Origin of the sequence: Actinomycetospora sp. NBRC 106378 (genome assembly GCF_030269685.1) — a bacterium.
GTDB lineage: Bacteria > Actinomycetota > Actinomycetes > Mycobacteriales > Pseudonocardiaceae > Actinomycetospora.
Genome location: NZ_BSTT01000001.1, coordinates 220,597 through 233,939, shown reverse-complemented (window position 1 = coordinate 233,939; position 13,343 = coordinate 220,597). Strand labels below are relative to the sequence as shown.

13 protein-coding genes and 1 tRNA gene are annotated in these 13,343 nt (G+C 74.7%); 7 read left to right on the top strand and 7 right to left on the bottom strand.

All coding sequences use genetic code 11. The features are described from left to right. Positions 1 to 1,497, bottom strand: a complete 1,497-nt coding sequence (glmU, locus tag QSK00_RS01145; protein ID WP_285586612.1) for a bifunctional UDP-N-acetylglucosamine diphosphorylase/glucosamine-1-phosphate N-acetyltransferase GlmU — start codon at positions 1,495 to 1,497, stop codon at positions 1 to 3. Positions 1,498 to 1,624: 127 nt separating this feature from the next. Next, positions 1,625 to 3,388, bottom strand: coding sequence for a GGDEF domain-containing protein (locus QSK00_RS01140; RefSeq protein WP_285586609.1), 1,764 nt, complete (start codon positions 3,386 to 3,388; stop codon positions 1,625 to 1,627). Between the two features lie 172 nt (positions 3,389 to 3,560). Here QSK00_RS01140 and QSK00_RS01135 point away from each other — a divergent pair, with 172 nt between their 5' ends. Next, on the top strand, positions 3,561 to 4,265 hold the full coding sequence (locus QSK00_RS01135) for a hypothetical protein (protein WP_285586607.1): 705 nt from the start codon (positions 3,561 to 3,563) through the stop codon (positions 4,263 to 4,265). An 11-nt stretch (positions 4,266 to 4,276) separates the two neighbouring features. On the opposite strand, the gene QSK00_RS01130 is transcribed toward QSK00_RS01135, so the two are convergent. The 5 genes from QSK00_RS01130 to QSK00_RS01110 all read right to left on the bottom strand — a co-directional run bounded on the left by QSK00_RS01130 (position 4,277) and on the right by QSK00_RS01110 (position 6,300). Next, complete coding sequence (locus QSK00_RS01130) at positions 4,277 to 4,729, bottom strand: ATP-binding protein (protein ID WP_285586604.1); 453 nt, start codon at positions 4,727 to 4,729, stop codon at positions 4,277 to 4,279. Between the two features lie 79 nt (positions 4,730 to 4,808). After that, a complete protein-coding gene (locus QSK00_RS01125; RefSeq protein WP_285586602.1) occupies positions 4,809 to 5,057 on the bottom strand; it encodes a hypothetical protein in 249 nt (82 codons plus the stop codon). A 174-nt stretch (positions 5,058 to 5,231) separates the two neighbouring features. Next, positions 5,232 to 5,720: a MarR family winged helix-turn-helix transcriptional regulator gene (locus QSK00_RS01120; protein WP_285586600.1), complete on the bottom strand. Its 489-nt coding sequence runs from the start codon at positions 5,718 to 5,720 to the stop codon at positions 5,232 to 5,234. A 71-nt stretch (positions 5,721 to 5,791) separates the two neighbouring features. Next, positions 5,792 to 6,199, bottom strand: a complete 408-nt coding sequence (locus QSK00_RS01115; protein WP_285586598.1) for an NUDIX domain-containing protein — start codon at positions 6,197 to 6,199, stop codon at positions 5,792 to 5,794. A gap of 30 nt (positions 6,200 to 6,229) precedes the next feature. Then, positions 6,230 to 6,300: transfer RNA gene (locus QSK00_RS01110), tRNA-Gln, on the bottom strand. 238 nt (positions 6,301 to 6,538) lie between these two features. Here QSK00_RS01110 and QSK00_RS01105 point away from each other — a divergent pair. From QSK00_RS01105 to QSK00_RS01080, 6 genes are all read left to right on the top strand, one after another. Continuing rightward, on the top strand, positions 6,539 to 7,468 hold the full coding sequence (locus tag QSK00_RS01105) for an LCP family protein (RefSeq protein WP_285586596.1): 930 nt from the start codon (positions 6,539 to 6,541) through the stop codon (positions 7,466 to 7,468). Positions 7,469 to 7,854: 386 nt separating this feature from the next. Next, complete coding sequence (locus QSK00_RS01100) at positions 7,855 to 9,543, top strand: sugar transferase (RefSeq protein ID WP_285586593.1); 1,689 nt, start codon at positions 7,855 to 7,857, stop codon at positions 9,541 to 9,543. Then, on the top strand, positions 9,543 to 10,799 hold the full coding sequence (locus QSK00_RS01095) for a class I SAM-dependent methyltransferase (RefSeq protein WP_285586591.1): 1,257 nt from the start codon (positions 9,543 to 9,545) through the stop codon (positions 10,797 to 10,799). The genes QSK00_RS01100 and QSK00_RS01095 overlap by 1 nt, the downstream gene beginning before the upstream one ends. A gap of 25 nt (positions 10,800 to 10,824) precedes the next feature. After that, on the top strand, positions 10,825 to 11,652 hold the full coding sequence (locus tag QSK00_RS01090) for a sugar phosphate nucleotidyltransferase (protein WP_285586589.1): 828 nt from the start codon (positions 10,825 to 10,827) through the stop codon (positions 11,650 to 11,652). Next, complete coding sequence (locus QSK00_RS01085) at positions 11,652 to 12,293, top strand: PIG-L deacetylase family protein (RefSeq protein WP_285586587.1); 642 nt, start codon at positions 11,652 to 11,654, stop codon at positions 12,291 to 12,293. Before QSK00_RS01090 ends, QSK00_RS01085 begins: the two co-directional genes overlap by 1 nt. Before the next feature lie 23 nt (positions 12,294 to 12,316). Beyond that, positions 12,317 to 13,342, top strand: coding sequence for an NAD-dependent epimerase/dehydratase family protein (locus QSK00_RS01080; RefSeq protein WP_285586585.1), 1,026 nt, complete (start codon positions 12,317 to 12,319; stop codon positions 13,340 to 13,342). Position 13,343 lies beyond the last annotated feature (1 nt).

Below are 13,343 nucleotides of genomic sequence, written 5' to 3'. Positions count from 1 at the left end.
CTACTGCTCCTCCTGGTCACGGCGGTCGGGCGCCGATGCCGATCCGCCCGGTCCCCCCTCGGGTGACGACGCCCGACCCGCGGCCTCGGCCGCCGCGGTGCCCGGTCGTCGACGTTCCACCCAGCCTTCGATGGTCCGTTGCGGGCCCGACGAGACCGCGAGTGCCCCCGGGGGGACGTCCTCGCGGACCACCGTGCCCGCTCCGGTGTAGGCGCCGTCGCCGATGGTGACGGGCGCCACGAAGGTGTTGTCGCTCCCGGTCCTGACGTGGTCGCCCACCACGCTACGGTGCTTGGCCACCCCGTCGTAGTTCACGAACACGCTCGAGGCGCCGATGTTGCTGCCCTCGCCGATCGTCGCGTCGCCGACGTAGGTCAGGTGCGGCACCTTCGAACCGCGCCCGATGCTCGCGTTCTTCACCTCGACGAACGTGCCGATCTTGCCGCGCTCGGCGAGCTCCACCCCGGGGCGCAGGTAGGCGAACGGCCCGACGGAGGTCTCCGGTCCGACCACGGAGTTGCTGCCGTGGGTGCGCACGACGGTGGCCCGCGCGCCGACGGTGACGTCGGTGAGCGTGGAGTCGGGGCCGACGGTGGCGCCCTCGGCGATGCTCGTGGAGCCGTGCAGCTGCGTACCCGGCAGCAGGGTGACGTCGCGCTCCAGGCGGACCCCGACGTCGATCCACGTGCTGCGCGGGTCGATCACGGTGACCCCGGCCCGCATGGCCCGCTCGACGAGCCGGCGGTTCAGCTCGGCGCCCAGCGCCGCGAGCTGCACCCGGTCGTTCACCCCGGCGACCAGCCAGGGGTCGGACAGCTCGACGGCGCCCACCTCGAGGCCCTCGCGGTGGGCGACCGCCACGACGTCGGTGAGGTAGAGCTCACCCTGCGCGTTGTCGGTGCCGAGTCGGGCCAGCGCGGTGCGGAGCAGGGCGAGGTCGAAGGCGTAGACCCCCGAGTTGACCTCGGTGATGGCGAGCTCGTCGAGCGAGGCGTCGGACTGCTCGACGATGGCGGTGACCCCGCCCTTGGCGTCGCGCACCACGCGGCCGTAGCCGGTCGGGTCGTCCATCTCCGCGGTGAGCAGGGTGACGGCGTTGCCGGCGTCGTCGTGCTCGGCGACCAGCGCGCGCAGCGTCGCGGTGTCGAGCAGGGGGACGTCGCCGTAGGAGACGAGCACGGTGCCGGCGGCGTCCGCGGGCAGCCCGTCCACCCCGCAGGCGACGGCGTGCCCGGTGCCGCGGCGCCGGTCCTGCACCGCGGTGCGGACCTCGCGGCCGAGCTCGGCGCCGACCTGCGCGCAGTGCGTCCCGACCTCCTCGCGTCCGTGTCCGACCACGACGACGAGGTGCTCGGGCGTGGTGCCCGCCGCCGCGTGCAGCGCGTGGCCGAGCAGGCTGCGACCACCGACCGGGTGCAGGACCTTCGGGGTGGCCGAGCGCATGCGCGTGCCCTCACCCGCGGCGAGGACGACGACCGCGGTCGGGGTCGGCGACATCGGCTCTGGCGCTCCTGATCGGGGTACGGGCGGGGACGACGGGGACGTCGCGGAGCACACGCACCGGTGCCCCGGTCGGTTCCGATCCTCCCACCCGGTCGGACGCGACCGGCCACGGGGGAGCCGGTCAGCCGGAGACGAGCAGCCCGTCGGCCGGGGTGTCGGTGCTCGCGTCGAGCACCACGGCACCGCCGCCCGCGCGCTTGGCCTCGTACATGGCACGGTCGGCGCGGGCGAGCAGCGTGCCGGGCGTGACCCCGGAGTGCGCGGTGCCCGCCACCCCCACCGACAGCGACACCGTCGAGCCGTCACCGACCGGCACCCCGGCGACCGCCGCCGCGGCCCGCTCCAGGGCGGCCCGGGCGTCGGTCTCCGAGCTGCCCGGCAGCACGGCCACGAACTCGTCCCCGCCGTAGCGGGCGACGAGGTCGTCGGCCCGCAGGCAGCGGCGCAGGGTCTCGGCGACCAGGCGCAGCACCTCGTCGCCGCGCGCGTGCGACACCCGGTCGTTGATCGTCTTGAACCGGTCGACGTCGACCATCGCGATCGAGAGCGACGCGCCGCGGCTGGCGACGGTGGTGAGGTGGTCGGCCAACGCGTCGTCCAGGGCCCGCCGGTTCGGCAGGCCGGTCAGGGCGTCGGTGCGGGCCTGGGCGGCGACCTCGCCGTGCTCGCGGCGCAGCTGCTCGTGGGCGATCCGGGTGCGCAACGAGAGCACCCGGGCCTGCTCCAGCGTCCACAGCTCGCGTTCCAGGTCGGCCGTGTAGTCGCGCAGGGCCCGGCGCCCCGGTACCGCGGCGAGGTGGTCGGCGGTCACCCCGACGAGTTCGCGGCTCACGGCGAGGGCGAGGCCGGGTTCCCCGCGGGGGTGCCGGTCGCGGACCGCGGCGAGGCAGCTCGCGGCTTCGTCCGGCCGCCCGAGCAGGACCAGTGCACGGGCCCGGGCGAGGACGACGAGCAGGTGGTCGGTGAGGCGCGGGGTGGGCGCCTCGTCCGGCCCGAGCGCCTCCAGGTCGGCCCGGGCGCCGGCCCTGACCTCGGCCGGGGAGCGGTCGGTGTCGCCGGGTCGGCGGGCGAGGGCGACGACCGCCCGCAGGGCGCGGCGGTGGTCGCTGCCGAGGAGGGCGGGTTCGGCGTGCAGCGCCCCGGCCCGGAGCGCGGCCTCCTGGAGGTGGGGGGCGCCGTCCCGGCCGGCCCGTGCCAGGCGCAGGCCCCACGCGGCGAGGACGCGGACCAGCTCGTGCTCGCTGCGCGCCGCCGCGAGCAGGTCCCCGTCGTCCTCGGCGATCACCCGGGCCCGGGCGAGCAGCGGCTGGGCGTTCTCGTGCAGCCCGAGGGCGGCGAGCGTCGAGGCGACCAGACGGTAGGTGTCCTGCAGGTTCGCCCGGTGCTCGCGCTCGGTGGGGGCCGCGTCCACGGCGGCCTGCTCGTCGAGGCGGGTCAGGGCCCGGGTGGCCGCGGCCAGCGCGGACTCCTCGTCGTCGGCGAGCAGCGCCCGGCGGGCCAGCAGCGCCTCGGCGTCGACGGCGAAGAGGGTGAGGCCGTGCTCGGAGACGACCGCGACGAGCTCGTCGAGCATCCGCTCGGCCGCGTCCGTGTCGGCCGCCGGGCGCCCGGTCCGCGGGCAGGTCCCACCGCCGCGGACGGCGAGCAGGCCGGCGGCGGCCTCGCGCAGCAGGACCGCGCGGGTGGCGGGGGCCCGGCCGCGGGCGCCCTCGACGAGGTCGGTGAGGGCGGCGAGGTCGGCGCGCGACCGGAGGTGCGGCACGCGGGCGGCACGGGCGCCCGCGGCGCGGGCGTGCGCGAGGAGGCTCCCGCGCGGGGCGGTGCCGGGCCGGGTCAGCGTGCCGTCGCGGAAGCCCCCGACCGGTGGGGTGCGATCGTCGGGCACGGGGCGGTCACCCGCACGTCCCACGCGTCACCCCCTCGCCCCGGCGGCACGGGCCGGATCCTCGCTCTCCGTCGATCACGCAGCGCTGACCCTCGTCGCTCCGTGTCACACGGATTGTGCACATGCGGACGCACGAGGCGCAGCCCGGGTGGCTCCCGCTCGTTGTCGGTCCATGGCGCAGAGCGGAACGCGGACGGACTCCCCACGGCTCGTGCCGGCCACCGGGCGCCGTGCGGTCGTCCCGACGGTCCTGCTGGGCGTGGTCGTGGTCGGCGTGCTCGCGGCCCGGGTCGCCGGGACGTCGTCGGCCGGGCCGCTCGACCGCGCCCTCGCGGCGCTGGTACCGATGCACCACGGGCTGCGTGCGGTCGTGGGGGAGGCGCTGGCCGAGCTCGGCGACCCGTGGCCCGTCGCCGTCCTGCTGGTCCTCACGGCGGTGGCGGCGTGGTGGGGGCGTGGGGGGCGCGGCCTCGCCCTCGTGCTCGTGGCCCCGCCGGCGGCCATGGTGACCACCTCGCTCGTCCTCAAGCCGATCGTCGGACGCACCCGGGGTGGCGAGCTGGCCTTCCCCAGCGGCCACACGACCGCGGTCGCCTCGCTCGCCGCCGTCGCCGCGGTCCTGGTGCTGTCGGCCCCGTCGCTGTCCCGGGCGTGGCGCCTCGGGACGGCGCTCGCCCTCGGACTCGCGGTCCTCGCCGTCGGCGTGAGCCTCGTGGGCCGTGACGTGCACGACCCGAGCGACGTGCTCGGCGCTCTCGGGGTGGTGGTCGCCGTCGTCGGGCCCGCCGCGCTCGCCGTCGACGCGTTCGCGGACCTGGCGGCGCCGGAGCCCGCCCCGGAGGAGGCCGCGACGCGCCGCCTCCCGGCCCTGCGTTGAGCGCGGGACCGTCAGGCCTGGGCGGGGGACCGGTCGTGCGGCAACTGCCGCGAGAGCGTGACCACCGTGCCGGGCTCGCCACGGTCGACCCGCGTCTGCGCCAGGCGCTCCATCATCTCGAGGCCGCGTCCGCGGGAGGAGGGTCCCGACGGCGGGTCGCGCCAGTGGCCGTGGTCGGTGACCACGACCGCGACCGTCCCGTCCTGCAGTTGGGCGCGCAGCGACATGGGGCCCGGCTCGGCACCCGCATAGGCGTGGTCGACGACGTTCTCGAGGGCCTCGCTGGTGGCGAGCACGAGGTCGTCCGCGAGATCCGCGAGGTCGTCCTCGTCCGCGGCCCCGCCCCCGGTCACGGCGTCCAACACCTCGCCGAGCCACCGGCGCAGTGCACGGCGGAAGGAGCCCACCTGCGGGGGCGCGGCCTGGGCGGTCAGGTCGAGGTCGGGCGGGGCCTGCGGGGTCACGGAAGGGTCGGCTCCCGGGTGCGGCGACGGTGAGACCCCACCTACTACCCCCGGGCCCGGACCGGGAAACGGCGGACCGTCAGTGCGCGGTGCGGACCCGTTGCTCCACCGGCAGGTAGCCGGTGCGGTCGTCGAGCGGGGTGCGCACGTCGTAGCGGCACTCGTCGTGGACGACGGCCGGCCCCCACACCCACAGACGGGGCGCCTCGCGCGGTGCGAGACCCACCACACGGACGGTGCCGTCGGCGTCCGGGACGACGGGCCGCACGCACACCGGACAGCGGGAGGCGGGCGCCGCGGCGGTGCGGACGCGGGTCGGTGAGCTCATCGGGGCGCTCCCGGGAGGGGAAGGACCCTGCCCGACGGGGCAGGTCTGACCCGATCAGATTGCCCGCAACCGAACGGAGAGGCAAGGGTTCGCGCGGCGGGCCGCCCCGCCCGACGAACGGGCGCGGACGGGCGCGGACCGCCCTGACGCGGGCTCCGAGCGGACCTGGCGCGGTCAGGCCTGGGCGGCCTGGTGCTCCTGCAGGGTGGTCGCGGTACGCAGCCGGTCGGCGAGCTCGTCGAGCTGGCCGCGCAGCGAGGCGAGGTCGGAGCCGTTCATGCCGGTCGCGCGCTCCACGTCACGCTGGACCGCCCGCGCCTGCTCGTAGAGCGCGCGGCCCTCGTCGGTGCACGCGATCTCCAGCGTGCGCTCGTCCTCCGGGCGGCGGCGGCGCGTGACCCGGCCCTGCTTCTCCAGCCGCTTGAGCAGCGGGGAGAGCGTGCCGGAGTCGAGATGCAGCTGCTCGCACAGGAAGCCCATGGAGACGGCCTCGTGCTGCCAGAGCACCAGCATCACCGCGTACTGGCTGTAGGTGAGTCCCAGGGCGTCGAGGCCCTGGCGGTAGCAGGCGGTCATCGCCCGCGATGCGGAGTGCAGTGCGAAACACAGCTGCCCGTCGATCGTGAACGGGAGTGTGTCCGTTCCTGCCTCGGCCGTGGTCATCCCTCCAGGGTAAACGCTTGTTGCATCCCGTGCGGAATCCTCACCGTCCGGACCCGGATGGATTCGGAGGGTCAGCTTCGCGGCAGCAGGTCCGCGCGCGTCAGGATGGCGAACAGATCGGTCGTCAGGGGCAGCTCCGCCATCTCGGCCGCGGTGAACCAGCCCGCGTCGGCCGCGTCGTCCCCCGCCCGCAGCTCGCCCCCGACGACGTCCGCCACGAAGTCGTGGATCTCGAAGACCACGCCGTCCGGCCCGGGGCGCTCGAGGACGAGCCACTCGCGGCCGACCTCGACGACGATCCCCGTCTCCTCGGCCACCTCGCGGGCCGCCGCCGCCGCCGGGGACTCGCCGGGCTCGACCCGCCCGCCCGGCAGGGTCCAGCGGCCGGCCTGCGGAGCGCGGCCGCGCCGCACGAGCAGCAGGCGCCCGGTCGCGTCGTGGACCACCGCCCCCGCGGCGGGGACGCGCCTGCCGTCCACGGGCGCACCCCTCCTCCGGGCCGACGTCTGCTCCGCCGCCTGGATTCGAACCAGGATCATCGGAACCAAAATCCGAGGTGTTGCCCTTACACCACGGCGGACCGCGGGCGCCGCCGCCCGCACCGCCTCATGGTGACACGCCCCTCCCGTCCCCTCTCCTGGGCTCCGGGCCGGAGCGTGGAGCGCCCGAGGCCGGATCGTGATCACACGTGACGTGATCGTTGTGTCACGAGTAGTCACATTGCGCGCAGTCGTTACGACAAACGGACTATGACCGAGTCCACAGTTTCTCCGCCGGGTCCTCCGCCGACCCATCGTCGCCGCACCCGGGCCAACCGGGTGCTCCTCGTCCTCGCCGTGCTCACGGTGGCCGTGATCGTCGCCGTCCTCGCGATCGGCAACCACGTCATCGGCCGCACCGTCCGCTACCCCGACGTGTTCGGGGCGATCCCCGAGACGAGCCGTCCGGCACCCGCCGCCGACGGGTCGCAGACCTTCCTGCTCGTCGGCACCGACGCCGGCTCCCCGACCCGCGCCTTCCTCGGCAGCCCGATCGCGGCCCAGACGATCCAGCTCGTGCGGTTCGCCGCCGACCGGGAGAGCGCCCAGGTCGTCGGCATCAGCCGCGACACGCTCACCCAGCTGCCCGGGGGCGCCCCGGGCCCGCTGGGGTCGGCCCTGGCCGAGGGAGGGCCCACCGGGCTCGTCCGGGCCGTCGAGGGACTGACCGGCGTGCGCATCGACCACTTCGCGACCGTCGACTTCCCGGGATTCCGCAGCATGGTCGACCGCTTCGGCGGGATCGAGGTCGGCGTGGCGGCCCCGACCACGGGCGGTGCACCGACGGTCCGTCTGGACGGGACGCAGGCCCTCGCCTACCTGCGCGACGCGGACCAGCCGGGGGCCGAGGTCTCCCGCCTCGCCCGCGAGCAGAACGTGCTGCGGGGCCTGCTCTCCGGGGCCGCCCGTGCGAGCGTGTTCTCGCTGCCCGCGACGGTGGCCGACCTCTCGACCACGATCGGCTTCGACGACACGATGGGCGTGGTCTCCATCACCCGGCTCGGCCTGGACCTCGCGACGATGCGGGGCGACGCCATCACGTTCGTGACCGCGCCCATCGCCGGGGAAGGCGCGCCCGGCGACCGGGGGCGGCCGCTGCAGATCCTGGCGCCGTCGGCGGCGGGTCTCTTCCAGGCCGTCCGCGACGGCCGGGTCGGCGACTGGATCGCGGGCAACACGGCCTCCCAGGTGGTGACCGCCCCGCGCTGACGACGACCGGACGGTCACGGAGCGTTCCCGGCGGCAGGCGTGGCGACCTGTCGTCGGGAACGCCCCCGGCGTGACCTGCGTGCCGGTGGACTCGTTGGAACCGGACAGGAGCCGCGGCCGGGCCGCATGACGTGAGTCACGCATGTCCGGCGCGCAACCCGCCCGGCGCACGTGCGTCCTTCGTGGTGGAGGACCCGATCCGCCGGCCGGTGGCGGACGCCGTGCGAGGGAGGTGAGTGGGTGGACCCGACGCAGGGGCGAAATCGCGACGTGTGCGGGGACCACCCGCCCGTCCACCCTCACCACCGCACGGGCGACGATCGACGTCGGGCGACGGGAGCACGGTCGGTGGGCCGGGCCTCGACGCTCAGAACAGGGGCGAACGCGTGAGCGGCACCGAGCTGGAGGGCCGGACCGACCCGGCCGACACCGGCGAGATCCCGGCCACGCCGGAGACGCAGCGGAGCGGAGCTCGACCGGTGGGTGCGGAGACGCAGCGGAGTGGAGCTCGACCGGTGGGTGCTCCGGTGAGCACGGCCGCGCCGGTCACGACGGCGGGGGAGCCCGCGGGCGGCCCCGAGCCGTTCGTGGACCCGGACCCGACCGCGCCGGGCTTCATCCGCATCTGGGACGACGAGGGCCCGGGACAGCCCGGCAGCGTCGCGACGGCCACGAGCTGGCAGTCGAAGTTCGCGCTGGCCGTCGCGGCGAGCGACCTGGTCGTCCTGGCGGTGTGCGTCGGGCTGGGCGCCCTGATCGGCTTCGGTGCCGGCACCGGCGACCAGGGGACCAACCCGTGGGCCCTGGCGGCCGTGTCGATGTTCCTCGTGCCGATGTGCATCGGCGCCGCCCGCGCCTGGGACCCCCGCGTGCTCGGCCAGGGCTCCGAGGAGTGGAGCCGCCTGATGCGCGGCTACGTCAGCGCGGCGATCCTGCTCGCGCTGGCCGGTCTCGTGCTCGAGCGCACCGGTGTGCGGCCGTGGGTGTTCGGCATCCTCCCGTTCGCGGGGCTGCTCTCGATGGCCGGCCGCTACACCCTGCGCCGGTGGCTGCACCAGGCACGCAAGCGCGGCCGCGGCCTGCTGCCCGTGCTCGCGATCGGCACCGAGGAGTCGGTGCGCGACCTCATCGAGCGCACCCGCCGCGTCGCCCACATCGGCTGGGTCGTCACCGGGGCCTGCACCCCGACCGGCCTCGGCGAGGAGGGCCAGGGCCACGTCGCCGGTGTCCCGGTGATCGGTGACCTGGACTCGCTGCCCGCCTCCGTGCGCTCCGGCCGCTTCGGTGTGGTCGCCGTCGCCCAGACCCCCGGCTGGAGCCCGAAGCGGCTGCACCGGCTCGCCTGGGACCTGGAGGGCACCGGCTCGGAGCTCGTCGTCGACCCCGGCCTCATGGAGGTCGCCGGGCCGCGTCTGCACGTGGCGCCGGTGGACGGTCTGCCCCTGCTGCGCCTCACCGAGCCGCGCCTCTCCGGCGTCCCGCGGATCGGCAAGCTGCTCTTCGACCGCGCCGCGTCGAGCGCCCTCGTGCTGGCGCTCGCGCCGGTCTTCCTGCTCATCGCGCTGTTCGTGAAGCTCGACGGCGGACCGGTGTTCTACCGGCAGACCCGCGTGGGACTGCGCGGCCGCACGTTCCGGATGGTCAAGTTCCGCTCGATGGTCCCGGACGCCGACCGGCTCCGTGCGCAGGTGGTCGCGGGCGGTAACGACGGGTCGGGCCCGCTGTTCAAGCTGCGCCGCGACCCCCGGGTGACCCGGATCGGCTCGATGCTGCGCCGCTACTCTCTGGACGAGCTCCCGCAGCTGTTCAACGTCGTCGGGGGCTCGATGTCGCTGGTCGGGCCCCGCCCGCCGCTGCCCGGAGAGGTCGACGCCTACTCCGACGCCGCCAAGCGCAAGTTCCTGGTGCGGCCGGGCATGACGGGTCTGTGGCAGGTCAGCGGCCGATCCGATCTGTCGTGGGAGGAGTCGGTCCGGTTGGACCTGCGCTACGTGGAGAACTGGTCGCCCGCCATGGACCTGGTCATCCTGTGGAAGACGGTCTCGGCCGTCTTCCGGGGTGACGGGGCCTACTGATGGGGGCCCCTGCCCTGGCCTGCCGCCTGTGCGGTTCGACCGAGCTCGAGAGCTTCGTCGACCTCGGGGCCACGCCACCGTGCGAGCTGTTCCTCACCGCCGAGGCGCTCGAGGGCCCGGAGCCGACGTTCCCGCTGCACCCGCGGGTCTGCCGGTCCTGTCTGCTCGTCCAGCTGCCGCCGCTGATCGACCCGGACGAGACGTTCACGGAGTACGCGTACTTCTCGTCGTTCTCGACGTCCTGGGTCGACCACGCCCGCCGCTTCGTCACCGCCGCCACCGAGCGGGCCGGCCTGACGTCGGAGTCCCTCGTCGTCGAGGCCGCCTCCAACGACGGCTACCTGCTCCAGCACGTCGTCGCCGACGGCATGCGGGCGGTCGGCGTCGAGCCGAGCGTCAACGTCGGCCAGGCCGCCCGCGACAAGGGCGTGCCGACGGTCACCGCGTTCCTCTCGCCGGAGACCGGCGCGGCGGTGCGCGCCGAGCACGGCCCGGCCGACCTCGTCGTGGCGAACAACGTCTACGCCCACATCCCCGACGTCGTGGGCTTCACGCAGGGCCTGCGGGCGATGCTGGCCGACGACGGGTGGGTGTCGATCGAGGTGCAGCACCTGCTGACCCTCGTGGCCTACCGGCAGTTCGACACGATCTACCACGAGCACTTCCAGTACTACACCGTCGGCACGGCGATCAAGGCGCTGGCCAGCGGCGGCCTGGACCTCGTCGACGTCGAGCTGGTGCCCACGCACGGCGGGTCGATCCGGCTCTGGGCGCGGCCGACCGAGCTGGGAGCCGAGCGCACCCCCGCCGTCGGGAAGGTCCTGGCCGACGAGGCCAAGGCCGGCCTGGACACCGTCGAGGGCCACGCCGGGTTCGCCCGCGAGGTCTCGCGCATCCGCAACGACCTCGTGCGCTTCCTGATCGACGCCGCCGACGCCGGCAAGACCGTCGTCGGCTACGGGGCGCCGGGCAAGGGCAACACGCTGCTGAACTACTGCGGCATCCGCCCGGACCTGCTCGCCTACACGGTGGACCGGAACCCGTACAAGCACGGGCGGTACACGCCCGGCACGCGGATCCCGATCCACCCGCCGGAGCGCATCGACGCCGACCGGCCCGACTACGTGCTCGTCCTGCCGTGGAACCTCCGCGACGAGATCACGGCGCAGCTGGCGCCGGTGGCCGAGTGGGGCGGGAAGCTCGTCTTCCCGATCCCGGCCCTCGAGGTCGTGGAGCCCGGCAGCACGCCCGCCTGAGCCAACTCGAGAGGGAAGTACTGCAGTGAAGGTCGTCCTGTTCTGCGGCGGTTTCGGCATGCGGATGCGGGATGGGGACTCCGACGTCCCCAAGCCGATGCAGATGGTCGGCCCGCGCCCGCTGATCTGGCACGTGATGCGCTACTACGCCCACTTCGGGCACAAGGAGTTCATCCTGTGCCTGGGCTACGGGGCGCACCACATCAAGGACTACTTCCTCAACTACCGCGAGACGGAGTCGAACGACTTCGTCCTGCGGGAGGGCTCGATCGAGCTGGGGGGCTCCGACATCGCCGACTGGACGATCCACTTCGTCCACACCGGCCTGGAGTCGCCGATCGGTGAGCGCCTGCGCCGGGTGCGCCATCTGGTCGACGGCGACGAGATGTTCCTCGCGAACTACGCGGACGTGCTCACCGACGCCCCGCTCGACCAGATGGTCAAGCGGTTCTCCGACTCCGACGCCGAGGCCGCGCTGCTCGCGGTGCTGCCACAGGCGGTGTTCCACATCGTCGAGTCCGACGACGAGGACCGGATCACCTCGATCCACCCCGTCACCGACATGGGCGTGCGGGAGAACGGCGGCTACTTCGTGCTGCGGCCGTCGGTGATCGACCGCATCCCCGAGAACGGCGACCTCGTCGGCGACGCCTGCACGGCGCTCGCCGCCGAGGGCAGGCTCATGGGCTACCCCTACGAGGGCTTCTGGCTCCCGGCGGACACGCTCAAGGAGCGCAACCAGCTCGAGGCGTCCTACCGGGCGGGCAGCCGGCCGTGGATGCTCTGGGAGAAGGAGCAGGGACCGGACCTCCCGCCGCTGGAGAGCCTCGTCACCCAGCACCTGCAGAACTGATGCAGCGGCTGGTCCCGGAGCGGCTCGACGAGCTGGTCCTGCTCGGCGCGCACTGCGACGACATCCCGATCGGGGCGGGCGGCGCCGTCCTGACGCTGTGCCGCGCGCGGCCCGGACTCCGGGTGCGCGCGCTGGTCCTCTCCGGCGGCGGGACGCCGCGGGAGGCCGAGGAGCGTGCCGCGCTCGCGGCGTTCTGCCCCGGCGCGGACCTCGAGGTCACGGTGCTCGACATGCCCGACGGGCGGCTGCCGCACCACTGGAACTGGACCAAGGAGGCGCTGGAGACCTTCCGGCGCACCACCGAGCCCGACCTGGTGCTCGCCGGCCACCGCGCCGACGACCATCAGGACCACCGCGAGCTCGCCCGGCTCGTCCCCACGGTCTTCCGGGACCACGCCGCCCTCGGCTACGAGATCCTCAAGGCCGAGCCCGACCTCGCGCAGCCGCCGGTGCTCTGGCCGCTGTCGCAGGAGGCCGTGGACGACAAGATCCGGCTGCTGCACGAGCACTACCCCTCGCAGACCGGTCGCACCTGGTTCGACGACGAGGCCTTCCGCGGCCTCGCGCGGATCCGCGGGGTGCAGGCCGGGGTCCGCTACGCCGAGGGCTTCCACCCGACCCGCCTGCTGGTGGGTGTGTAGACCACCGAACGGAGCTGTTGCACGTGCGCGTCCTGCTGACCGGCCACCAGGGCTACCTGGGGACCCTGGCCTCCCCGATGCTCGCCGCCGCGGGCCACGAGGTCACCGGCCTCGACTCCGGGCTCTACGCCGACTGCATCCTCGGGGAGCTGGAGCAGCCCGACCCGCCGGCGCTCGCCGTCGACCTGCGCGACGTCACCGTCGACCAGCTGGAGGGCTTCGACGCCGTCATCCACCTCGCGGCGCTGTCGAACGACCCGCTGGGCTCGCTCGCGCCGGAGCACACCTACGACATCAACCACCACGCCTCGACGCGGCTCGCGCGGCTGGCCAAGGAGGCCGGCGTCGGGCGGTTCGTCTACGCGTCGACCTGCTCGGTGTACGGCGCGTCCGGCACCGCCGACGTGCTCGACGAGGAGGCGCCGATGAAGCCGGTGACCCCCTACGCCGAGTCGAAGGTGCGCGTCGAGTCCGACCTGGTGGACCTGGCGTCGGACGAGTTCGTGCCGGTGTCGATGCGCAACGCGACGGCCTTCGGCTTCTCGCCGCGGCTGCGGGCCGACATCGTGCTGAACAACCTCGTCGGCCACGCCGTGCTCTCCGGGCGCATCCTCGTGATGAGCGACGGCACGCCGTGGCGTCCGCTCTGCCACGGGCGCGACATCGTCGCCGCCGCCATCGCGGCGATGGAGGCGCCCGCCGAGGTCGTGCGGGCCCGCGCGTTCAACGTCGGCCGCACCGACAACAACGTGCAGGTGCGCGACATCGCGGAGGCCGTCAAGGTCGCCGTGCCCGAGGCGGAGCTGATCGTCACCGGCGAGACCGGCGGCGACCCGCGCTCCTACCGCGTCGACTTCTCGCGCATCGAGAAGGAGCTGCCGGAGTTCCGGGCCGCGTGGTCGGTGGCCGACGGGGCCGCCGAGCTCCTGCGGGAGTACCGCGCCCGCGGCCTCACGCAGGAGACGTTCGACCGGCGCTTCACCCGCCTCGCCGTCCTGCACGCGCGCCAGGAGGCCGGGACGCTCGACGCGACGCTGCGGCCCGTCTAGA

What these genes read in the sequence shown, in the direction of transcription:
- glmU (WP_285586612.1), bottom strand. Translation starts at nt 1,497, where the DNA reads ATGTCGCCGACCCCGACCGCGGTCGTCGTCCTCGCCGCGGGTGAGGGC.
- QSK00_RS01135 (WP_285586607.1), top strand. Translation starts at nt 3,561, where the DNA reads ATGGCGCAGAGCGGAACGCGGACGGACTCCCCACGGCTCGTGCCGGCC.
- QSK00_RS01125 (WP_285586602.1), bottom strand. Translation starts at nt 5,057, where the DNA reads ATGAGCTCACCGACCCGCGTCCGCACCGCCGCGGCGCCCGCCTCCCGC.
- QSK00_RS01120 (WP_285586600.1), bottom strand. Translation starts at nt 5,720, where the DNA reads ATGACCACGGCCGAGGCAGGAACGGACACACTCCCGTTCACGATCGAC.
- QSK00_RS01095 (WP_285586591.1), top strand. Translation starts at nt 9,543, where the DNA reads ATGGGGGCCCCTGCCCTGGCCTGCCGCCTGTGCGGTTCGACCGAGCTC.
- QSK00_RS01085 (WP_285586587.1), top strand. Translation starts at nt 11,652, where the DNA reads ATGCAGCGGCTGGTCCCGGAGCGGCTCGACGAGCTGGTCCTGCTCGGC.